This window comes from Microbacterium meiriae (assembly GCF_025143875.1).
Classification (GTDB): domain Bacteria; phylum Actinomycetota; class Actinomycetes; order Actinomycetales; family Microbacteriaceae; genus Microbacterium; species Microbacterium meiriae.
This window is the reverse complement of sequence record NZ_JAMBDU010000012.1, coordinates 1-21,744: the sequence shown is the minus strand read 5'-3', so window position 1 is coordinate 21,744 and position 21,744 is coordinate 1. Positions and strand designations below refer to the sequence as shown.

18 protein-coding genes and 1 pseudogene are annotated in these 21,744 nt (G+C 70.8%); 11 read left to right on the top strand and 8 right to left on the bottom strand.

The window, feature by feature from the left end:
* Position 1 precedes the first annotated feature (1 nt).
* The 5 genes from M4D53_RS17515 to M4D53_RS09075 all read right to left on the bottom strand — a co-directional run bounded on the left by M4D53_RS17515 (position 2) and on the right by M4D53_RS09075 (position 7,807).
* The gene (locus tag M4D53_RS17515; RefSeq protein ID WP_311198658.1) at positions 2 to 4,723 is read right to left on the bottom strand and encodes a PKD domain-containing protein; all 4,722 of its coding nucleotides are present in this window, start codon (positions 4,721 to 4,723) and stop codon (positions 2 to 4) included.
* 75 nt (positions 4,724 to 4,798) lie between these two features.
* Complete coding sequence (locus M4D53_RS09090) at positions 4,799 to 5,332, bottom strand: DUF4352 domain-containing protein (RefSeq protein ID WP_187663191.1); 534 nt, start codon at positions 5,330 to 5,332, stop codon at positions 4,799 to 4,801.
* Positions 5,333 to 5,529: 197 nt separating this feature from the next.
* A complete protein-coding gene (locus M4D53_RS09085) occupies positions 5,530 to 6,147 on the bottom strand; it encodes an arsenate reductase/protein-tyrosine-phosphatase family protein (protein ID WP_259953559.1) in 618 nt (205 codons plus the stop codon).
* The gene (locus M4D53_RS09080) at positions 6,144 to 6,863 is read right to left on the bottom strand and encodes a CDP-alcohol phosphatidyltransferase family protein (protein WP_259953558.1); all 720 of its coding nucleotides are present in this window, start codon (positions 6,861 to 6,863) and stop codon (positions 6,144 to 6,146) included. Before M4D53_RS09080 ends, M4D53_RS09085 begins: the two co-directional genes overlap by 4 nt.
* Entirely contained in the window at positions 6,854 to 7,807 is a 954-nt protein-coding gene (locus tag M4D53_RS09075; RefSeq protein WP_232089170.1) for a glycosyltransferase family 2 protein, read from the bottom strand. Before M4D53_RS09075 ends, M4D53_RS09080 begins: the two co-directional genes overlap by 10 nt.
* Before the next feature lie 187 nt (positions 7,808 to 7,994).
* Between M4D53_RS09075 and M4D53_RS09070 the strand changes: the two genes are divergently transcribed.
* A complete protein-coding gene (locus M4D53_RS09070) occupies positions 7,995 to 9,992 on the top strand; it encodes a glycosyltransferase (protein ID WP_259953556.1) in 1,998 nt (665 codons plus the stop codon).
* Between the two features lie 43 nt (positions 9,993 to 10,035).
* Positions 10,036 to 11,376 carry a phenylacetate--CoA ligase family protein gene (locus M4D53_RS09065; RefSeq protein WP_259953555.1) on the top strand — a complete coding sequence of 447 codons (1,341 nt, stop codon included), beginning with the start codon at positions 10,036 to 10,038 and terminating at the stop codon, positions 11,374 to 11,376.
* Between the two features lie 9 nt (positions 11,377 to 11,385).
* Here the strand turns inward: M4D53_RS09065 and M4D53_RS09060 are convergent, their stop codons facing one another.
* A complete protein-coding gene (locus tag M4D53_RS09060) occupies positions 11,386 to 12,405 on the bottom strand; it encodes a glycosyltransferase family 4 protein (protein WP_259953553.1) in 1,020 nt (339 codons plus the stop codon).
* A gap of 152 nt (positions 12,406 to 12,557) precedes the next feature.
* Here M4D53_RS09060 and rfbA point away from each other — a divergent pair, with 152 nt between their 5' ends.
* From rfbA to M4D53_RS09045, 3 genes are read left to right on the top strand one after another with little or no spacing between them, the layout of a single operon-like run.
* On the top strand, positions 12,558 to 13,430 hold the full coding sequence (rfbA, locus tag M4D53_RS09055; protein WP_187663186.1) for a glucose-1-phosphate thymidylyltransferase RfbA: 873 nt from the start codon (positions 12,558 to 12,560) through the stop codon (positions 13,428 to 13,430).
* Complete coding sequence (gene rfbB, locus M4D53_RS09050) at positions 13,427 to 14,425, top strand: dTDP-glucose 4,6-dehydratase (RefSeq protein ID WP_187663185.1); 999 nt, start codon at positions 13,427 to 13,429, stop codon at positions 14,423 to 14,425. Before rfbA ends, rfbB begins: the two co-directional genes overlap by 4 nt.
* Complete coding sequence (locus M4D53_RS09045; RefSeq protein ID WP_259953547.1) at positions 14,425 to 15,843, top strand: sugar nucleotide-binding protein; 1,419 nt, start codon at positions 14,425 to 14,427, stop codon at positions 15,841 to 15,843. Before rfbB ends, M4D53_RS09045 begins: the two co-directional genes overlap by 1 nt.
* Here the strand turns inward: M4D53_RS09045 and M4D53_RS09040 are convergent.
* Positions 15,840 to 17,018 carry a glycosyltransferase gene (locus tag M4D53_RS09040; RefSeq protein WP_232089168.1) on the bottom strand — a complete coding sequence of 393 codons (1,179 nt, stop codon included), beginning with the start codon at positions 17,016 to 17,018 and terminating at the stop codon, positions 15,840 to 15,842. The genes M4D53_RS09045 and M4D53_RS09040 overlap by 4 nt on opposite strands.
* A gap of 166 nt (positions 17,019 to 17,184) precedes the next feature.
* On the opposite strand from M4D53_RS09040, the gene M4D53_RS09035 reads away from it, so the two are divergent.
* The gene (locus M4D53_RS09035) at positions 17,185 to 17,640 is read left to right on the top strand and encodes an FAD synthase family protein (protein WP_187663183.1); all 456 of its coding nucleotides are present in this window, start codon (positions 17,185 to 17,187) and stop codon (positions 17,638 to 17,640) included.
* A 12-nt stretch (positions 17,641 to 17,652) separates the two neighbouring features.
* On the opposite strand, the gene M4D53_RS09030 is transcribed toward M4D53_RS09035, so the two are convergent.
* The gene (locus M4D53_RS09030) at positions 17,653 to 18,045 is read right to left on the bottom strand and encodes an SIP domain-containing protein (RefSeq protein WP_187663182.1); all 393 of its coding nucleotides are present in this window, start codon (positions 18,043 to 18,045) and stop codon (positions 17,653 to 17,655) included.
* Positions 18,046 to 18,152: 107 nt separating this feature from the next.
* On the opposite strand from M4D53_RS09030, the gene M4D53_RS09025 reads away from it, so the two are divergent.
* The 5 genes and pseudogenes from M4D53_RS09025 to M4D53_RS09005 all read left to right on the top strand — a co-directional run.
* Positions 18,153 to 18,653 carry a type 2 periplasmic-binding domain-containing protein gene (locus M4D53_RS09025; protein WP_259953546.1) on the top strand — a complete coding sequence of 167 codons (501 nt, stop codon included), beginning with the start codon at positions 18,153 to 18,155 and terminating at the stop codon, positions 18,651 to 18,653.
* Positions 18,650 to 19,627, top strand: a complete 978-nt coding sequence (locus M4D53_RS09020; protein WP_187663181.1) for a cation efflux transmembrane domain-containing protein — start codon at positions 18,650 to 18,652, stop codon at positions 19,625 to 19,627. Before M4D53_RS09025 ends, M4D53_RS09020 begins: the two co-directional genes overlap by 4 nt.
* Complete coding sequence (locus M4D53_RS09015) at positions 19,624 to 20,529, top strand: alpha/beta fold hydrolase (protein ID WP_187663180.1); 906 nt, start codon at positions 19,624 to 19,626, stop codon at positions 20,527 to 20,529. Before M4D53_RS09020 ends, M4D53_RS09015 begins: the two co-directional genes overlap by 4 nt.
* A gap of 9 nt (positions 20,530 to 20,538) precedes the next feature.
* Positions 20,539 to 20,802, top strand: coding sequence for a glutaredoxin family protein (locus M4D53_RS09010; RefSeq protein ID WP_071327714.1), 264 nt, complete (start codon positions 20,539 to 20,541; stop codon positions 20,800 to 20,802).
* A 67-nt stretch (positions 20,803 to 20,869) separates the two neighbouring features.
* Positions 20,870 to 21,744 (top strand): annotated as a pseudogene (locus tag M4D53_RS09005) (aldehyde dehydrogenase family protein); the annotation flags it as partial.

Genomic DNA, 21,744 nt, shown 5'->3' with positions numbered 1-21,744 from the left:
CTTACTGCGGTGCGGTGACGCGGAACGAATCGAACGACACGCCGAGCGGCGCGGTCGCGCTGCCGGAGCGGTTGCCGCTCAGTCCCACCGCACCCGCACCCAGGGGTGCCGCGTCGGTCGTGGTGATCTGCCAGGCTGCCGGCTTCGTCGTCTCCGTCGGCCAGAACTTGGCGGAGAGGGTCGCCGACGTCGTCCCCGTCACGGACACCTCGAGGTTGTACGAGGTGTTCGCGGCCCACACCAGTCCGGGCACGGCCTGCGTGCGCAGGACGGTCCCTTCGCGGTGCACGACGAGCCAGACCGTGCCGTCAGGACGCAGCCAGGCGCGGACGAAGTACTTCCCGGCCGCCGACTGCCGCGCGATCACGCCGACGTAGGCGCCACCCGCGGCCGGGGCCTGATCGACCCGGAACTGCGTCTCGAGCACCGCATCGGCGACGGACGTGGTGTTGAGCGTCGCATGCCGGGTGTCGCCGGCGATGAGGTTCAGCTTCGCCTGGCCGTCAGCGACGGTCGCCGCCGCCTGCGAGCCGCCGGCGATCGTCCACGCCCCGCCGACCGTGGCGGTGCCCCAGCCGGGCCCCGCGGTGCGGTCGAAGCCGTCGTCCGCCACCGGAGCCGGCTGCGGCTCGGGTTCGGGTTCGGGCTGCGGGTCGACGGGAGGCGCCGTCACGGTCACCGGCTTGCTGGTGGTGTGCGTGGCGCCCTTGTCGTCCTTCACCGTGAGGGTGACGGTGTAGGTCCCCGCCGCGGTGTAGGTGCGGCTGGTGGTCGCACCGGTGCCGGTCGTCCCGTCGCCGAAGTCCCACGCGTACGAGGCGATCGTGCCGTCGGAGTCGGTCGAGGCGCTGCCGTCCACGGCGACCGTGAGGTTCGTCGCGGTCGCGGTGAACGCGGCGGTGGGAGCGACGTTCGCGGGCTCCGGTTCGGGCTGCGGCTCGGGCTCCGGCGCCGGCGTGCCGAGGTTCTTCAGCGTGAAGTCGTCGAAGCTGGCGAGGTTGGTGCCGGTGCCACTGCCCGACCGGTAGGAGAACACCGTCGGGGCACCGGCGACCTGCAGAGCCGGCGTCGCGTCCGTCGTGGTGAGCTGCCAGTTGGCGGGCTCCGCCGACCCCGCCGCCCACAGCTTGGCGCGGATGGTCGTGGTGGACGACCCGGTCGTCTCCATCAGGAGCGAGAACGAGCTGCCCGCGCTCCAGGAGAGACCGGAGACGGCGGTGCTGGCGATCGCCGTGCCGTTGCGGTGGATCACGAGCCAGGTGGTGCCGTCAGGACGGTGCCAGGCGAGAGCCCGGTAGCCCGAGGACCCGGAACGCCGTGCGCCCAGACCTTCGTACGCCGCCCCGGAGGAGGGCCCGGAGGCGAGCGTGTAGGTGATCCGCGCGGACGTGTCGAGAAGGGACGTGCCCTGCAGCAGCATCTCCCTGGTGTCACCGGGTGCCAGGTTGACCTTGCCCACGCCGTCGCCGACGGAGAGCGCCGCGGCGGAGCCGCTCATCGGCGCCCAGGTGCCGCCCTTGTCGGCGGCGCCCCAGCCGCTGGACACGACACGACCGAACGCGTCGGACGCGGCGAAGACCTGCGCGGTCACGGTCACGGTCTTCGTGACGGCCTTGGACGCGCCGAGGCTGTCGGTCACGGTGAGGGTGATGTCATGCGCGCCGGCCGCGGCGTACGTGTGGCCTGCCGTGGCCCCGGAACCGGCGGGAGACCCGTCGCCCCAGTTCCACGAGTAGGACAGCGTCGCGCCGTCGGACGCACTCGATCCGGCTGCCGAGACGTTGACGCTCAGCCCCGACGCGGTCGCGGTGAAGGCGGCGACCGGGTCGGCATGCGTCGCCTCGACCTGTCGTGTGGTCGACGCGCTCCCGCCGCGGTCGTCGGTCACCGTCAGGGTCACCGTGCGGGTGCCCGGCGTGGCGTAGACGTGCGTCGCGACCTGACCGGTCGAAGTGGTGCCGTCCCCCCAGTTCCATGCGTAGGAGGCGAGGGAGCCGTCGGAGTCCGTCGAGGCGGACGCATCGGCCGAGACCGACAGCCCGTTCGCCGTCGTCTCGAAGGCCGCCGTCGGCAGGACGTTCGGTGCCTTCACCACGACCTGCTTCTCCGCCGTGGTGGCGAGTCCGTTGCTGTCCGTGACGGTCAGCGCCACCGTGTAGGTGCCGGACGCCTCGTACGTGTGGCTCGTCGTCTTGCCGGTGGCCGTCGCCGAGTCATCGCCGAAGTCCCACCGATAGCCGGCGATCGTCGCCGAGCCCGCGGGCGCCGAAGCCTCCGCGTCGAACGCGACGGCGAGGTCGGTCGGCGTGGCGGTGAAGGCAGCGGTCGGGGCCTGGAAGCCCTTGCCGATTCCGTAGTGCGTCTTCACCTGGGTCGCCGTGAGGGCGAACGGGTAGACCGCGACCTCATCCAGCGCCCCCTTGAAGTACTTGGAGCTCGGCTCGGACGGCCATCCGGCGAGGTTGTCTCCGCCGATACGCCAATATCCCGTGTAGCTCTCCGCCGTGGTGGCCCCCGCGAGCGACGACACGAGCTTGCCGTCGACGTAGAGCTTCATCCCCTCCGCGCTCTGCGACGCGACGGCGTGGTGCCACTCGTTGTCGTTGAGCGCGGCGTCGTTCTGGACGGTCTGCGTGCTGCCGTTGTACGTGCCGAAGACGAGACGCCCGTTGTTCGTCATATAGAGATGACGGTCGTAGCTGGTCGACTCACCCGACGCCGCGGCGCCGTAGCCCATCAGCTTGCCGCCGCTGGTGGTGTTGGTCTTGAACCAGAGCTCGGTCGAGAACTCGGACGGCGCGGCGATCTTGCTCCCGGAGGCCACGCGTCCCGCGCTCGTCCCGGTGAAGGTCGAGGCGCCCGTCGCCGTGTTCTCCACCCCGGAGGTCGAGGCGGTGACGCCCGTGCCGAACACGGGGGTGTTGGACCCGGCCCAGTCCTGCGCGGCGGTGCCGAGCGGGTAGTAGAGCTGCGGGCCGTCCGCCGTGACGGCGTTGACGTAGTTCGACACGGCACCGGCCGCGATGGTCACGCTCATCGCCTGGCTGGAGACGGAGTTGCCCGCGCTGTCCTTCGCGACGACGGTGTACTCCTGCGTCGATCCGGGAGCTGCGGTCTTGTCCTCGAGGTTCACCGAGGGGCGGTCCCACCAGGTACCGCGGGCGGTGGCGGTGGCCACCGGGGCGGTGGTGCCGGTCCGACGCAGTTCGTAGGTCAGCGTGAGGTCGTCACGGTCCCAGTTCGCGGGGATCGAGATCCGTGCGCGTCCAGGGATGAACGACTGCGCCGTGCCGGTCCAGTTCGCCCCCGACAGCCGAGGGCCGTCCTTCGCGCCGCCGGGCGGGTTGGTGGAGAACCGCACGAGTCCCTCGAAGCGGCCGTTGTTCACGGAGCGGAACTCGCCGCCGATCGAGATCATGTTCCCCGCACCGGTGATCGAGAGTCCGGCCTGACCCATGCCCGTGGTCACGCCCACGGCCCAGTCCGGCGTCCAGGCGTAGGCCGAGGGCGCCGGTGTCCCGGCCCAGTTCTTGTACGTGCCTCCGGCGGCGGGCTGGTTGCCCAGCAGACCGCGGGCGTCGGCGGTGTACGCCTCCGAGTAACGGTGCGTGCGCGGGTTCTGCTCGGGGTGCATGCCCATGGTGCTGCAGGCGTGGGTGTGGCTGGTGGTGTAGACCGTCTTGCCGGTCGAGTAGACGCCGTAGTGGTCGCCCAGGCAGTCCGCGATCCAGCGGACCTGACCGCTTCCGGCCTCGGCCGCGAAGGTGCCCTCCAGGTTGCCGGTGGCCGCATCCGCGTAGACCCAGCCGGTGCCGTACACGGCGTTGGCGTCGGCCGCGAGGCCGAAGATCCCCGCCTTGCCCGAGTTCGCGCCCGTGTTCGAGCCGTTCTTCACCGTCTGCGGCAGCGCCCATCCGCTGTCCACCGCGCCGGTCGTCTTGTCGAGCGCGACGGTGCCGCGCATCGTCAGGTCGCCGTTGACCTGGGAGAAGCGGCCGGCCGCGATGACGTTCTGACCCGCCGGGTCCATCACCATGGCGTCGACCTGGAGGTCGGTCTGCGGCGCCCAGCTGAGCAGCGCGCCGTTCGTCGCCGAGAAGGCTGCGAGGTTCTTGCGCGGGGTCGCGTTGCCCTGCGTGAAGAGACCGCCGACGTAGACGCTCGAGCCCGAGGTGGCGAGGGCGTACACGCCGCTGCCGCCGATCGAGGGCGAGAACCCGGGCACCAGCTGCCCGGTCACGGCGTCCAGCGCGGCGAAGTTCCAGCGCGTCTGGCCGTTGACGGAGTTGAAGGAGCCGCCGATGTAGATGCGGCTGCCGTCCGGCGAGGCGGCGACGGCCTTGATCACGCCGTTCACCTGCGGTGCGAACGAGAGCAGCTGACCGGTGTTGATGTCGTATGCGAGGACGTTGGACCGGGCGGTGAGGCTGGTCCCCGGTACGGCGAGCGGCGCCCTGGCGTTGTCGAACTTGCCCACCGCGTAGACGGTCGACCCGATCGTGGTCTGCGACCACACGTAGCCGTTGTCGATCTGCACGGTCGGAATCGGGTCCGACGTCACGACGTCGTCGTTCCGCTGCAGCAGCGGCGGCGGCGTCGACGGCGAATCCGCCGCCGCGGCCCCGGTCGCCCCCAGCGTGGTCATGCCCGTGATCAGCAGCGCCGCCGTCACGACCGACGCGAGTGCGCTCAGCGCCCGCCTCGAAGTGGATGTCTTACCCATGTTGCTCCCCAGCCCCAGATTTCTTCTTCGAAAATGTCACGTACGAGACGCGGTGAAAGTCGTCGCGCCCACGGCTCAGGAGAGCTCGCCCGCGAAGGTCGCCACCGGCTCGCCGGCGGCGTAGTTCACGCTGATCTTCACGGCGCGACCCTTCGTGGGGTCGAGCATGAAGACGTAGGTTCCCGTGGCCTCGTCGCCGGCGGCCAGCTCTCCATGGAGAGGTTCGTTCGGACCCGCGGTGGTGGCCACCCCGACGTCGCCGTCGTCCGTGACGAGGCTGACGACGGCGGAGTCGATGCTCTGCGCCCGCTTCGAGTCGTTGGCGACCTTCACGGTCACCACGACGGCGGAGCCGGCATACTCGCCCGGCGTCTCGGGGGTGACCTCGGTGGTCGAGATGTCGTCGACGGTCACGACCATGTCGGTGGACAGCGCGATCTCCGCGTCCAGCGCACCGCTCTCCTCGGTCAGCGCGGGGGCCTCGGTGGGCCCCTGGGCGTCGGGATCGGCCGGCGGCGTCCAGTCGGTCGTGCTGGTGCCCTCGGGCTCCGGCGACGCCGCGGTGTCCGGTGCCGCCGTGCATCCGGCGAACACGAGCGCGAGCGCCACGACGGGCGCGATGAAAAGCGCACGGCGTGCGCGTGATGAGCCGTCCCCAGAACGGCATGCTGAAACAGTGAACACTGCAGCTCCCCAGAACCCAGATCCCCAGCCGGAGCCCCCTCGGCTCCGGTTTCCCCCCAGCCATGCAGAACACGGCGTCGGCTAATGGTAGTGCGGACCGTGGAAAACCACAACCCTCCCGATCAGGAGGAGTGTCGGCGCTGTCTCCCGAGCTGCCCGCCGATCGCGTCGACGGCCTGCTCGACCTCGGAGAGGGTGCCGGCATGACCCCGGCTCCCGTGCCGATCCGCGATGGAGGCAGGGTCCTCGACGGAGCGACGACCGAGGAGACGCCGGAGCCCGCCGCCGCGACCCGGCGAGCCGCTGAGGGGCACCGCACGCGTCCGTGCCCGGTCGAGGTGAGCGACGTAGTCGGCGATGACATCGGAGCCGCCGGGCGCGAACCCGACGCCGAGGTGCGCGGCCTCACGCAGCGTGAACATCCGCTCGCGGTGCTCCGGCGCCGCCCGCACCAGCTCCCCCCGGAGATCGCGCGAGGCGGTCAGCACGAGGTCGGCTGCGGCCAGCATCTCCCGGGTGACCTCGCGGGCTCGATGCGCCTGCGCCCGTGCCCGCCAGTCCTCGTCGGCATGCCGCGACGCGACGTCGGCGCAGATCGGGTCTCCGTCGTTGGCGCGCACGCCGGCGCTGCGCACCGAGAGCGAGGAGCCCTCCCCGAGCCGGCGCCGCAGCTCCAGCTCGGCCAGCGGCGACCGGCAGACGTTGGCCGCGCACACGATGAGGATCGAGCCGCCGGTCATGCCGGGTCACCGAGCCTTCCGATCTCGCGGAACCACTTCACCGCGGCGAGCGCGAGGAACAGGACCGCGGCGGCGCAGAGCGCGCTGTACGCGACGAGGAACCCCGGCGTCCAGCCCCAGAGGACGAAGACGAGGCAGACCAGCCCGAAGTCGGTCGGCAGCAGCACGAGCGAGCGTCGCAGGGTCCCTCCGCCGCGTTCATGGGTGGACGCGACGGCGTGCTTGCCCTTGAGGAGGTCGTTCAGGAGCATGCCCGAGAACGTGGTCGAGGCGACGATGCTGAACACGATCGGGATCAGCAGCAGCGCCGGCGACTCCGGAAGGACCCGGTACAGGCCGATCAGCACCGCGAGGTGCAGCGACGCGATCTTGAGCGTGTCGATGAAGTGGTCCAGCCACTCGCCCTGCGGGCTCCCGCCGCCGCGGAGCCGCGCGACCTGACCGTCCGCGGAGTCCCACGCATAGCCGAGGACGAGGAGGAGCGCGATGAGCAGCCCGAGCGGCACCGTGACCGGGGCGAAGGCGATGAGGCCGATGGCGGCGAACGAATGGACGGCGCTGATGATCGACACCTGGTTCGGCGTGAGGCCGAGCCGGAACGCCAGCGCGGCGAGCACGCGTCCGAGCCTGCGGTTCACGTAGACCGAGTAGGCGGGGGCGCCGCGGGCATGGCCCTTCTGCGCCCTGGCGAGCTGACGGTAGGCGTCTACGACCATGACGTTCCCTTCGATTCCGTGCCGGACAGGCGCGCGATCCGTCTGGCCTCGCGCACCCCGCGGACGTAGGCGCGCAGCGGAGCGGCGGAATGCAGCAGCTGTCGGCGGCCGCCGCGGAGGATCACCTCGCGGGCGGTACGGGGTATCGACCGGCGCCAGCGGTGCACGGCCTCGTCGTCGAGGTGCCGGACCGCGTACAGCATCCGGTTGCGGATGTTGTAGAAGTAGTAGCCCTCCGACTTCGCCCTCGCGAGCTGGGGTTCGGCGCGCTGCGTGCCGCCCTCGTCGTGCACGGCCGTCGCCTCCTCGACGAGCACGAGCGTCCCGCCGGCCGAGACCACACGGCGCGAGAAGTCGACGTCCTCCCAGTAGAGGAAGTACTCGTCGTCGAAGCCGCCCGAGAGCGCCCACACCTCGCGGGTGATCCACAGGCAGGCACCGCTCAGCCACGGCTCGTAGGGGCGCGCGTCGTCCGCCCGGCGTTTGCGACGCGCCCGCATCGTGCCGTCGTCGAGCAGGAGGTCGATGCCGGCGAACCAGGTGCGTCCCTCGGAGTCGGTGATCACCGGCGAGGCGAGGGTCGTGCGCGAGGCCGAGGTGACCGAGGCCAGGCGCCCCAGAGACACACGGTCGATGTGCGCGTCCGGGTTGATCACGAGGACGTCGGTCGCGCCGTCGGCGAGCGCCCGCGTGACCCCGATGTTGACGCCGCCGCCGAATCCGCTGTTCGTCTCGGGGGTGATGAGGGTCCATCCGTGCGCCTTTGCGACCGCGACGGCGGCCTCGCGCTCCGCGGCACCGGCCCAGTTGTCGACGACGACCACCAGGGCCTCCTCATCGACGGCACGAGCCTCGCGCTCCACGAGCACCAGATTGCGCTCGAGCAGCCGCGCCGAGGCGTAGTTCACGACGACGACGGCCAGCCGTCCGTGCACGATTGACACGCGATCCTCCCCCCGGATCCGCCCACACGGTCCGCTCGGGTCGCCGGTCGAATTCCCCAGAGTCGCGACCGGCGTCGACTCCCAGGACACCGACTATACGCCAGAGGCGGCTCGGCGCACCCGTCGTTCACGGTACGATGAGCCGGCGCGGGGAGACAGGCGCACGACTGCCATGGGGATGAGGCGGATGACGAGGGGACCGGGGACGGGCGACGCGATCGCCGTGACGATCGGCGTACCCACCTACCGACGGCCGGAGCTGCTGGCGGCGCTGCTGCGCGCACTCCCTGACCGGATCGCGGAGTGTGCGGACCTCGGCGTGGACGTGGAGGTGCTGGTCGTCGACAACGACGCCGCGGGCTCCGCGCGCGAGGTGGCCGCGAACGCCGCCCTGCCCGTCCGGTACGTCGTCGAGCCGACGCCGGGCATCGTGGCCGCGCGGAACCGGCTGCTGGACGAGTGCGCCGACCGCGACCTGCTCGCCTTCATCGACGACGACGAGGTCCCCCGTGCCGGCTGGCTCTCGGCGCTGATCACCACCTGGCGCGCGTTCGACGCGGATGCCGTCATGGGCCGCGTCATCTCCGTGTTCGACGACGACGTCGATCCCTGGCTGCTCGCATCCGGCACGTTCCGTCGTCCGCCCCGCCCGACCGGGACCGTGCTCTCGGTCGCCGCGGCGGGGAACCTGCTGCTCGACCTCCGAGCGGTGCGCCGCTTCGGCGTGCGCTTCGACCCGTCCCTCGGGCTCGGCGGCGGCGAGGACACGCTCTTCACCCGCGAACTCGTCGGCCGAGGCGGCCGCATCGTCTGGTGCAACGAGTCCGAGACCGAGGACCTCGTCGTCGCCGCGCGCCTCAGCCGCGCGTGGGCGGCGCAGCGGGCGTTCAGCTCGGCCAATGCCGGTACCCGCATCGACCTGCAGCTCACCCGAGGGAGGCTGCGCCGCGGTCTGCTCCGGGTGCGCTCCCTGATCGGTGGGATCGCCCGGATCGTCGTCGGTGCAGCACGTCGAGCCTTCGGCGCCGCGACCTCGAACATCGCCCATCACGCCCGCGGCACCCGCCTGATCCACCGCGGCCGCGGCACCATCGCCGCCGCTCTCGGCCGCCGCTACGACGAATACCGTCGCCCCTCGGAGGACAACACGATGACCGAATCCGCGTCGAGCATCCGCGTGATGCAGTCCCTCGGCGCCCCGCGCCCCACGACGAATCCGTACAACAAGATGCTCGACGAGGCCCTGGGGACGACGGAGGGCCTGGAGCATCTCCGGTTCTCGTGGAAGACCGCCCTCTTCGGCCGCTACGACGCCTTCCACTGGCACTGGCCCGAGGCCAAGCTCCACGGATCGACCTGGTGGAAGTCCACCGGCAAGTTCCTCCTCACGGCGGCCCTCGTCGCCAGGCACCGCCTGTCTCGACGTATCGCCGTGGTGCGGACGGTCCACAACATCGAGCTTCCCGATGACAACGCGCCACGCTTGTGGCTGCTGCGGTCCATCGATCGGCACACCGACTATCGGATCGTCATCAACGAGACGACGCCGCTCCCTCCGGGCACGCCGCACAGCCTCATCCTGCACGGTCACTACCGCGACTGGTACGCCGCGTTCCCCTCCGCCGAGCGTGTGCCCGGTCGGCTGGGATCGTTCGGCGGGGTGCGTCGTTACAAAGGGCTCGAAGGGTTCATCGACGCCTATGCGGAGGCGGTGACGATCGAGCCGACGTTGAGCCTGAAGATCGGCGGTCGCCCCTCCACCCCCGAGCTCGGCGACGACCTCCGTGAACGGACGTCCGGTCTCCCCGCCGTCGAACTGCACCTCGACTTCCTGAGCGATGCCGAGCTCGTCCAGCTCGCCACCTCCTCCGAGCTGATCGTTCTGGCCTACCGCTTCATGCACAACTCGGGCAGCGTCCTCGCCGCCCTGTCCATGGCACGGCCCGTGCTGGTGCCGCGGAACGAGGCGAATGAGGCGCTGGCGCGCGAAGTGGGCGCCGAGTGGGTGCTCCTGTACGACGGCGACCTCGACGCCGCAGCGGTGGTCGAGGCCTGGCGGGCGGCATCGACGCTGACCGGGGCACCCGACCTCTCCCGCCGCGAATGGGCGGACGCCGGCCGTGCCCACCGGGACGCCTTCCGCGAGGGCGTCGCACACAAGCGTCGGCGCCGCCACCGCTTCTGACCCACCCTCCCACCCGCCCGCTCAATGACGAGAGGCTCCATCCATGTCCGCATCACTGAAGGGCGCGTTCTTCCGCGCCAAGGCCGCGACCGTACGGGCGAGAGCGGGAGCCTTCCACCGTGAACTCCTCTCGAACGAGCGCTTGGCCCCGGCCGAGTTCGCCGGTATGCAGAACAGGCTCGCTCGGGACATCGCGGCGTTCGCCATGGACTCCTCCGCGTTCTACGGCGCCCGCTACCGGGAGCTCGGCGTCCGCCCGGATTCCCTGACCGATCCGGAAGCCTGGGCGTCGTTGCCGATCCTCGACCGGGCGACCGTCAAGCAGCACGCGGCGGAGATGCGCACGCCCGAGGCGACGGAAGCCAGTGCGCGACCTGCTCTGACGGGCGGCAGCACGGGAGAGCCCCTCGCCACCCTCCACGACGCCAGGGTGCCGGCGCTGGCCCTGAGCTGGAGGATGTACTCCTGGTGGGGGATCGAGCCGTACGACGACCTCGCCCGGGTCGGTCGCTGGAACTTCGGGCGGCTGGCGACCATCAAGAACGACCTCTCCTGGTGGCCCACCACTCAGGTCTACCTCGACGCCGGTCTGATCTCGGAGCAGACGATGGAAGCGTTCCATCGACGACTCACCGCGACGCGACCGCGCCTGATCGAGGGGTACGTCGGAGCGATGCTGGAGTTCGCCGATTTCCTGGAGCGCCGGAAGCTGAGCGTCCCCATCCCGAAGGCGATCGCGACGACGGCGGCGCCGCTCACGGCCTCCGTCCGCGCACGGCTCGAGTCGGTCTTCGGCGCTCCCGTCCACGACGAGTATCGCGGTTCCGAATTCGGATGGATCGCCGGGGAATGCGCTCATCGCGACGGTCTCCACGTCTTCGCCGACGTCCGCCGGGTGGAGGTGGTGGACGAGGACGGGGCCCCCGCAGCCCCCGGCCAGCTGGGTGACCTCGTCATCACGGATCTGCGCAACAGGGTCTTCCCGCTGATCCGGTATCGCACCGGCGACAAGGGCATCCTGCGATCGGAACCCTGCCGCTGCGGCAGTGCCCTCCCGCTCATGGAGCAGCCTCAGGGGCGGACGACGGACATGATCCGTCTCCCCAGCGGTACCGTGCTCGCGCACCGCCTCATGGGGATGTTCGCCGCACACCCGGAAGCCGTGCGTCTCTTCCAGATCCACCAGCTCGCCGATCACTCGATCACCATCCGCGTCGTGGAGGGTGACGGCGCGGAGGCGCGGAGTCAGATCGAGAGCGCGGTCGCCGCACTGCAGGAGCGGATCGCGAACGAGGTGCCGGTGCGCACCGACTTCGTCGACTCCCTGCCCTACACGGGCGGCAAGACGAAGTACATCATCAGCGACGTGCCCCCTTCGGTCTGAGCGTCGACGTCAGCCGTCCGCTCGGAGACCGCGGACGAGGGCGTCGACCATCGTCGCGGTCGTGAAGCGGCGCTCGACCTCGATCCGGCCCTGCCGACCCAGCTCGGCGGCGCGGTCGGGATCGTCCAGCATTCCGAGCAGCGCTTCCGCCAGCACCTCCGGCTCCTCCGGCGGGACGAGGACACCGGTGCGGGCGCTGACGTAATCGCGCATGCCAGGGGTGTCCGAGACCACCACGGGGCGGGCCGTGGCCAGAGCCTCCAGCGCCACCGTCATCCCTGACGCGTGCAGGTTGGGGCGGGTCGCGGTCACCACGACGCTCGCCGTCGCGTACAGATCGCGGAGCTCCGTGTGCGGCAGCCGACGCACGAGCCGGACGCCCTCCGGAGGCGGCAGCGCGGAGGGCGACTGCACGACGACATCGACTCCCGGGCGCGCAGCGAGGACCAGGGCGAGCGCGGCGTACAGCGTCGCGGGATCCCGGTCGCGATCGTTGCCGGCGCTGACGATCCGGGGTCGGGCGGCGGGTGGCTGCGCGCCGAAGAACTCGTGGTCGATCCCGAACGGCACGACGAAGATGCGGGGCGCGTCGGCCCCGAGGAGCCGTTGCAGGGGCACGACCTGTGCCTCGCTCAGCACCCAGAGCGCCGTGGCCGCCCGCAGCATCGCCACCAGTCGACCGGGTGCAGCGCCGGCCGCCGCCATGTCGGTGAGCCAGATGACGCCGGCGGCGTACCGCGTCCGCGGCCGCAGGATCTGCAGACGATAGGCAGTGTTCTCGTCCCACGCGATGGCGAACCCGGCACGGGGCCGCGGGCCGACGCCGGCGCGTGCGCGGAGCCGTGCGATCCGGCCGGGGTCGGGGAGCTCATCCACCTCCACGACGGCGTGGTCGCGAAGAGCGTCCAGCCCGTAGGGCCAGACGCTCGGAACCTCTCCCCTGGCGTGTGCGCGCGCCCAGGCGGATGCCGACTGCTCGGCACGGTGCGCCCAGGTGACGGACAGCGCCGGGCTGTCCTCGGATCCCACGAGGCCCACTATGGACCTCGGCCCGGGCGGTGTAAAGGGCGAGTTCTCCGCTAGAGTCGAGCGTACGACTGTGGGGGTCGTCGGACGGCAGGGGATGGCCGTCCTCTCAGTGACGCCGCCACGAGCATCGATGTTTCACGAGGGGGACATATATGAAGGGCATCATTCTGGCGGGCGGCTCGGGCACGCGGCTGCACCCCATCACGCTGGGGGTCTCGAAGCAGCTGATCCCGGTCTACGACAAGCCGATGGTGTACTACCCGCTGTCGACCCTGATGCTCGCCGGGATCCGGGAGATCCTCATCATCACGACGCCGCACGACGCCGCGCACTTCGAGCGGCTGCTGGGAGACGGCTCCCAGTTCGGCGTCTCCCTGTCCTTCGCGCAGCAGGAGTCGCCGGACGGCCTCGCCCAGGCGTTCACCATCGGCGCGGACTTCATCGGCGACGACAGCGTCGCGCTGGTCCTCGGCGACAATCTGCTCTACGGGCCGGGCCTCGGCACGCAGCTCAAGCGCTTCGCGGACATCGACGGTGGCGCGGTCTTCGCGTACTGGGTGGCGGAGCCGGAAGCCTACGGAGTCGTGGCGTTCGACGCCGACGGCCAGGCCGTCTCCCTGGAGGAGAAGCCCGCCGCCCCGCAGAGCAACTACGCGGTGCCCGGCCTGTACTTCTACGACAACGACGTCATCGAGATCGCTCGCAACCTGGCGCCCAGCGCTCGCGGGGAGTACGAGATCACGGACGTGAACCGGGCCTACCTCGAACGGGGCAAGCTCCAGGTCGAGGTCCTCCCCCGCGGGACAGCGTGGCTGGACACCGGGACCTTCGACCAGATGACCGACGCCGCCGACTACGTGCGCACGATGGAGCGCCGCACGGGGATGAAGATCGGCGTGCCGGAGGAGGTCGCCTGGCGTCAGGGCTTCCTCGACGACGAGGCGCTTCGGACGCGCGCGGAAGCCCTCGTGAAGTCGGGCTACGGAACCTACCTGCTCGGACTGCTCGAAAGGGGCGCTCGATGACCCGCCTGCTCGTGACCGGCGGCGCCGGCTTCATCGGATCGAACTTCGTGCACCACGTGGTCGCGCACACGGACGCGCACGTGACCGTGCTGGACAAGCTCACCTACGCCGGCAACCGCGCCTCGCTCGCTGGTCTCCCCGCCGACCGGGTCGAACTCGTCGAGGGGGACATCGCCGACGCCGCGCTCGTCGACAGCCTGTTCGCCCGGACCGACGCGGTCGTCCACTATGCCGCCGAGTCCCACAACGACAACTCGCTGCACGACCCGCGGCCGTTCCTCGACACCAACATCATCGGCACGTACACGCTGCTGGAGGCCGCCCGTCGGCATGATCGCCGGTTCCACCACATCTCCACCGACGAGGTGTACGGAGACCTCGAGCTCGACGACCCGGCACGGTTCACGGAGCAGACGCCGTACAACCCCTCGTCGCCGTACTCGTCCACGAAGGCCGGCAGCGACCTGCTCGTGCGCGCCTGGGTGCGCTCGTTCGGCGTGCAGGCGACGATCTCCAACTGCTCGAACAACTACGGCCCGTACCAGCACGTGGAGAAGTTCATTCCGCGCCAGATCACGAACGTGCTGCGCGGGATCCGACCCAAGCTGTACGGCGCCGGACAGAACGTGCGCGACTGGATCCATGCCGACGACCACTCCTCGGCCGTCCTCACGATCCTGGAGAAGGGCGAGATCGGCCAGACGTACCTGATCGGCGCCGACGGCGAGAAGGACAACAAGTCCGTCGTCGAGCTGATCCTCACGCAGATGGGCCAGCCCGCCGACGCCTACGACCACGTCACGGACCGCGCCGGTCACGATCTGCGCTATGCCATCGACTCCACGAAGCTGCGCACCGAGCTCGGCTGGGCGCCGCGGTTCTCCGACTTCGAGTCGGGCCTCGCCTCCACCATCGAGTGGTACCGCGCGAACGAGGACTGGTGGGCGCCGGCCAAGGACGCCACGGAGTCGTTCTACGCCGCCCGGGGGCAGTGATGACCGCGTTCGGCAAGGCGCTCACGATCACCGAGACGCCGATCCCCGGCCTGCTCCTCGTCGACCTCCCGGTGCACGGTGATGCCCGCGGCTGGTTCAAGGAGAACTGGCAGCGCGAGAAGATGGTCGCCGCCGGCCTTCCGGACTTCGGTCCCGTGCAGAACAACATCTCGTTCAACGACGCGATCGGCACCACCCGCGGCATCCATGCCGAACCGTGGGACAAGTGGGTCTCCGTCGCCACCGGCCGGATCTTCGGCGCCTGGGTCGATCTGCGGGCGGGCGAGACCTTCGGGCGCGTCTTCACGGCGGAGATCGACCCGTCGCGCGCCATCCTCGTGCCTCGCGGCGTCGGCAATTCGTACCAGACGCTCGAAGCGGACACCGCCTACACCTACCTGGTGAACGACCACTGGTCGCCGGACGCGGCGTACTCCTTCCTCAATCTCGCCGACGAGACGGCGGCCATCGCGTGGCCGATCCCGCTCGACCAGGTCGAGATCTCCCCGAAGGACCGGGCGCATCCTCGACTGGCCGACGTGACCCCGATCGGCCCGCGGAAGACCCTCGTCGTCGGGGCGTCCGGTCAGCTCGGCCTGGCGTTGCGGGCGGCTCTCGGGGACGCGGAGCACGTCGAGTACACGACCAGGGAGACGCTCGACCTCCGCGACCCCGAGCTGGCCGTCGCACGGCGCTGGCGCGACTACGGGACGATCATCAACGCGGCCGCCTACACGGCCGTCGACCACGCCGAGACCGCGGAGGGGCGGGCCGAGGCCTGGGCGGCGAACGTCACGGGCGTGTCCGCGCTCGCCCGCATCGCGACCGAGAACGGCCTCACGCTCGTGCACGTGTCCAGCGACTACGTGTTCGACGGCACGAAGGACGGCCCCTACACCGAGACGGACGAGGTCCGGCCGCTCGGTGTCTACGGGCAGACGAAAGCGGCGGGGGACGCGATCGTCGCGACCGTGCCCCGTCACTACATCCTGCGGACCTCCTGGGTGATCGGCGACGGCCGCAACTTCGTGCGGACGATGGCCTCGCTGGCGGAGCGGGGCATCGCGCCGCGGGTCGTCGGCGACCAGATCGGGCGGCTCACCTTCACGGCGGACCTCGCCGCGGCCATCCGGCACCTGCTCGACGTCTCGGCGCCGTTCGGGCTCTACAACGTGACCGGGGGCGGCGAACCGCGCTCCTGGGCCGACATCGCGCGCGCGGTCTACCGGCTGACCGGGCACGACCCGGCCGCGGTCACCCCGGTGACGACGGAGGAGTACTTCGCCGACCAGGCCGGACCGATCGCGCCGCGTCCGCGCAACAGCGTCCTGGACCTCGCCCGGATCACGGCCACCGGCTGGACGCCGAGGGATGCGGATGCGTCCCTCGCGGACTACCTGTCCGCCGACGACGCCTAGAGTTCGCCCGGCTTCATCGCCTCCGCGTCGATGGCGCGGATGATGCGCAGGGTCGCGGTGTCCGGCTCCGGCTCACCCGCCGCCTCCCGCTCCTCCCGTCGCCGACGGGGCGCGTACACGACGAGCGAGTGGAAGAGGAAGCGGGCGAAGAACGCCACGACGAGCGAGAGCGCCGTGGCGAGCACGCTGGAGATGTGCCACGTCTCGACCATGAGCGCCATCACCGGGATGCGCAGGGCCGCCTCGACGTTGTTGAACGTGAACGAGGCCGCGAAGCGTGCCGCGGCGCTGCGGGCGTCGGTGCGCATGTCCGCGAAGACGAACCGCTCCTGCAGCAGGAAGTTGCCCACGATCGTGACCTCGGCGCCGATGATCGCCGCCCACACGTAGGGCACGCCCGCGGCGGTCAGCGCCCACATGATCGCGAGGTTCGCGATGGCGCCGAGGACGCCGATCGCGGCGAACAGGGACATCTTTCCGAAGCGCAGCCGTGCCAGGTGGGCGATGAACGTGGCCCCCTGCCGGAGGCTCGCCTTCGAGGTGCCGTGGCGGCGTTCGCCGAACTCCATCGGGACCTCCGCGATCCGCAGATCGGTGCGGGCGAGGATCTCCAGGAGGATCTTGAAGCCCTGCGGCCGCAGGGCAGCGAGATCGAGTCGCCGCCGGTCGACGAGGAAGAACCCGGTCATCGGATCGGTGCTCCGGGCGAGCCGCCGCGGGAACATCGCGCGGGTCAGCCAGGTGGCGGCGCGGGAGACGCCGAAGCGCACGGCCGTCCCGAGGCCGCTGGTGTCTCCGCCGCCGATGTAGCGGGAGGCGGCGACGACGTCCGCGTCGCCGTCCGCGTACCGGTCCAGCAGGGTCGGCAGGAGCTCCGGCGGATGCTGGAGGTCGCCGTCCATCACGATGCAGACGTCGCCGTTCGCGGCCCCCAGGCCGACGACGACCGCCCCGCCGAGGCCCCCGACGTTGTCCGCGCGATGGAGCACCCGGACCGCGATCGGGGCGTCGGCCGCGAGGCGCTCCACCTCGGCCGCGGTGTCATCGGTGCTGTCGTCGATGAAGAGGATCTCGGCGTCCCGTCCCGCCAATGCCGCCGCCGTCCGCTCCACGAGTTCGGCGACGTTGTCGCGCTCGTTGTACGTCGGCACGATGACCGTGACCCCTGCCCCCAACGTGGTCCCCTTCGTTCCGCAGCCCCATCGGCTCCGGCATCCATCGTTCCATGGGTTCCTATGGGCCGCAGGACATGTTCCTGCTAAAGTGTCGTCTGCGGCTGTGGGAGTCGCGACGAACGGGTGGGGATCCGTTCGACTGGGGAATGATCGATCTGGGGAGATCATGGGGACGCGTATCGGCTATGCCGTCGGAGCTTTCGACCTGTTTCACGTCGGGCACCTCAATCTGCTGCGGCACGCCAAACAGCACTGCGACATCCTGATCGCCGGGGTGGTGAGCGACGAGATGCTGCGTCAGGTCAAGGGGATCGAGCCGGTCATCCCGACCGCCGAGCGTGCCGAGATCGTGCGGCACATCTCCTTCGTCGACGACGTCTACGTCGAGACGACGCCGTCGAAGATGGACTCCTGGCGCGACGTGCGCTTCACGCACTTCTTCAAGGGCGACGACTGGCGCGGCACCGAGAAGGGCCTGCGGCTGGAGAGCGAGTTCGCGGAGGTGGGCGTCGAGGTCGTCTACTTCCCGTACACCGCGCACACGTCGAGCTCGGCGCTCCGCCGCGCGCTCGACGCGATCACCGCGAACGCCACGGCGTCGGTGGTCGGCGCGACCCGCTGAAGCCGGCGTCGGTCAGTTCGCGACGCCGAGGAGGCTGCGCGCCATCCGCGCCACGTGCGGCGGGGTGTGCGGGCCGAGCCACACCGTCCAGTGCTCCGGGGGCTCACTGCACGTCCACTCCAGGCACCACGCGTAGACGGCGTTCGCGAGACGCTCGCCGCGGGCATGGGCGCGCGGCCCCTCGGCGCGCAGGAGCCAGCGGACCGAGACCCCCTGGGGGACGTCGATGTGCCGGAACTGGATACGGGCCGCCGCCTCGATGAGGATGACGCCGTGCGCATCCCACGGGAGCCGGGACGCGACGCGGGCGATGGCTCCGACATCGGCGGCGTCCCCGGCGATGAGGACGGCTCCCTCCATCGCTTCCCAGTCCGGATCCTCGAGGTGCTCGCACGCGATGCTCATGCCTCCACTATAGGTAAGGCTACCCTTACCATCAAGAGCCGTTAGTCCTCCGCGACGGCGCTCGTCAACACCTTTACCCGGACGGCGCCACGCGTCATCCTGAGTCCGTGAGCAGTGAGAGGATTCGACGCACGCCCGCCGGACGCCGCATGGTCGGCGCCCTGGTCGGCCTGATCGTGGCCGCAGCCCTGAGCGGGTGCGGAGCGACGGTCCCCGCAGACCCGGACGGCACCCTGGACCGAGTCACGGGCGGAGAGCTGCGGGTCGGCACCTCGCCCGACCCCGGCCTGGTCGAGACAGACGGCGGCCGGCCCCACGGGCCGGTCGTCGCCCTCGTCGACGGCTTCGCCGCGAGCCTGGACGCCCACGTCACCTGGACGGTCGCGACCGAGGAGAGCCTGGTGGGCATGCTGGAGACCGGCGACCTCGATCTCGTCGCCGGCGGCCTGACCCCGGACACCCCGTGGATCGACAAGGCGGGCGTGACCCGCGGCTATCCCGGGATCGAGGGCGCGGGCGGTCGGGAGCTCGTGATGCTCGTCCCCCTGGGCGAGAACGCATTCCTCTCGGCCCTCGAGACGTACCTCGACGGTGAGGTCGACCGATGACCGAGACGAAGCGGTTCGGGCGTACCGAGCTCCCCGACGAACAGCAGCAGGCGACCCGGAAAGCCGTGCGCTGGGAGATCCTCACGATCGTCTACACCTCGATCACGATCACCGTGATCGCGCTCGTCGTGGGCGAGTCCCAGGCGATGCGCACCGCGTGGATCGAGGACATGCTGTCCCTGATCCCGCAGTTCGCGTTCCTTCTCGCCCTGGTGTTCGTGCGGCGCCGCCCCACCCGGAAGCACCCCTACGGCCTGCACCGCGTGATGGGCGTCGGGCACCTCGTCGCCGGTGTCGCGCTCCTCGCGGTCGGCCTCAACCTCGCCGTCGAGGCCGTCGCCGGACTCCTCCGGGGGGAGCACCCGACCATCGGCACGGTGCAGCTGTTCGGGCAGACGATCTGGCTCGGTTGGCTCATGGTCGCCGTCATGGCCGTCGTGATCGTCGGACCGGTGTTCTTCTACGGTCCGGCCAAGGCCAAGCTCGCTCCCGTCCTGCACAACAAGCTGCTCTACGCCGACGCCGACATGGCGAAGGCGGACTGGCAGACGACGGTCGCCTCGATCGTCGGCGTGCTCGGTGTGGGCGCGGGAATCTGGTGGCTCGACGGCGCCGCGGCGCTCTTCATCTCGCTCGGCATCATCTGGGACGGCTTCCGCAACACGAAGACGGCGATCGTCGATCTCATGGATCAGCGGGCCCGCACGTTCGACAGCGCGGAGCCGCATCCGCTGGCCCGCGATGTCGTCTCCTACCTGCGCAGCCGCCCCTGGGTGGATCAGGCTGCCGTGCGCATGCGGGATCAGGGCCAGGTGTTCCACATCGAGGCGTTCGTGGTGCCGCATCACCGGGCCGTCCGCACGGCCGACCTGACCGCCGCGTCCGAGGGCATCGCCGACCTGGACTGGAAGGTGCAGGACGTCGTGATCATCCCGGTCGAGGAGCTGCCGGCCGAAGCGGACCCCGGGCGATGAGCGCCGCCGACGAGGCGCTGTTCCCCGGCTTCACGACCACTCGGATCCCGACCTCCGAGGCGGACATCCTCGTCCGTCACGGTGGCTCGGGACCGCCCGTGGTGCTCCTGCACGGTCACCCCCGTACCTCGGCGACGTGGCATCGGGTGGCTCCCCTGCTCGTCGAGCGCGGCTTCACCGTGATCTGCCCCGACCTGCGCGGCTATGGACGCTCCCGCGGCCCGGCGCCCACCTCCGATCACTCGGCCCATTCCAAGCGTGCCGTCGCCCGAGACATCCGCGCCGTCGCCGAGAGACTCGGTCACGAGCGCTTCCGCCTTGTCGGGCACGACCGAGGCAGCTACGTCGCGCTCCGGCTCGCCCTCGATCACCCGGAGACCGTGGAACAGGTCGCGCTGCTGGACTGCCTGCCGATCTCGGAGCACCTTCGCCGCTGCGACGCGACCTTCGCCGTGCATTGGTGGCACTGGTTCTTCTTCGCCCAGCCGGACATCCCGGAGCGCGTCATCGGCGCGGACCCGGAGGCCTGGTACGCCCCCAAGGCCGACCCGGCGACGATGGGCGCGGCGAACCATGCCGAGTTCCTGCACGCGGTGCGGCAGCCGTCGGTCATCCGGGCGATGCTCGAGGACTACCGCGCCGGTCTCACGATCGACCGCGCACACGAGGAGGCGGATCGCGCCGCCGGGCGCCGACTCGCGATGCCCGCGCTCGTGCTCTGGTCGGAACGCGACGATCTCGAAGAGCTCTACGGCGACCCTCTCCGCATCTGGCGGGACTGGGCCGACGATGTCCGCGGCCACGGCATCGACAGCGGGCACCACATGGCGGAGGAGGCGCCAGAACCTCTCGCCGCCGCACTGGCGGGCTTCTTCGGAGCCGCCCCTCCCCCACGGACGTAGGCTGGAGGCATGACCAACCCCGCCTCCGACACCATCACGATGTTCGGCGCCGACTGGTGCCGCGACTGCATCCGCACGAAGAAGCAGCTCGACGAGCTCGGCGTCGCGTACACCTACGTCGACCTGGTCGCCGACCCCGACGCCGCCGACATCGCGAAGGACATCTCCGGCCGCACGAACATCCCCGTCGTCGTCTACCCCGACGCCTCGCACCACGTCGAGCCGTCGAACGCCGACGTGGAGTCGAAGCTGCGCGAGCTCTCGCTCATCTGATCGTCTCGCCACTCGGCGGATCTCCGCGCGGACGCCTAAGCTGAAAGCCCGTTCGAAGGAGACGCCGATGACTTCTGCGCCCACGACAGCGCCTGCCGTTCCCGCTCTCGGGGAAGGCGAGGCGGAGCGGCTCGACGCCGCCGTCGCCGACCTGCAGACCGGGACGTCGGTGTGGACCGCGCTCACCGTGGCGCAGCGCGCGACGCTGCTCCGGCAGGTCCGCACGAGCGTCGCCGCGACGGCCGACGACTGGGCGACGACCGCCGCCGCCTCCAAGGGCCTGGACGCGCGGCATCCGCTCCGCGGCGAGGAGTGGCTGAGCGGTCCGTACAGCGTCCTCGGGGCGCTCGACGCCTCGATCGCCACGCTGACCCGGATCGCGAACGGGGCCAATCCACTGGACGGCATCCGGGTCGACCGGGCGCCCGGTGGCCGGGCACGCGTGCATGCCTTCCCTCTCACCGGCATCGACCGGTTCCTGCTGTCCGGATTCACCGGCGAGGTCTGGCTCGAGCCGGGGACCACGCCGAACGCCGCCAGGGCGGGTGCGGGTCTGGCCCAGCGCACGCCGACGGTGTCCGGCGGCGTGGGCCTCGTGCTCGGCGCCGGGAACGTGACCTCCATCCCCGTGCTGGACGTGCTGTACGAACTGCTCGCCCACAACCGCACCGCCCTGCTGAAGGTGAACCCCACGCAGGACGCCCTGGTCCCCGTCTACAAGCGCGCGCTCGCCCCGCTCATCGAGCCCGGACTGCTGCGGATCGTGCGCGGGGGCCCGGCGGCCGGCGCGTATCTCACCCAGCACCCGGGCCTCGCGCACGTGCACATCACCGGCTCGGCGGCAACGTTCGACACCATCGTCTGGGGGCCGTCCTCCGGTGAGGGCGCGGGGGGGGGCCCGCGCCCCCCCCCCCCCCCCCCCCCGCCGGGGGAAAAAACCCC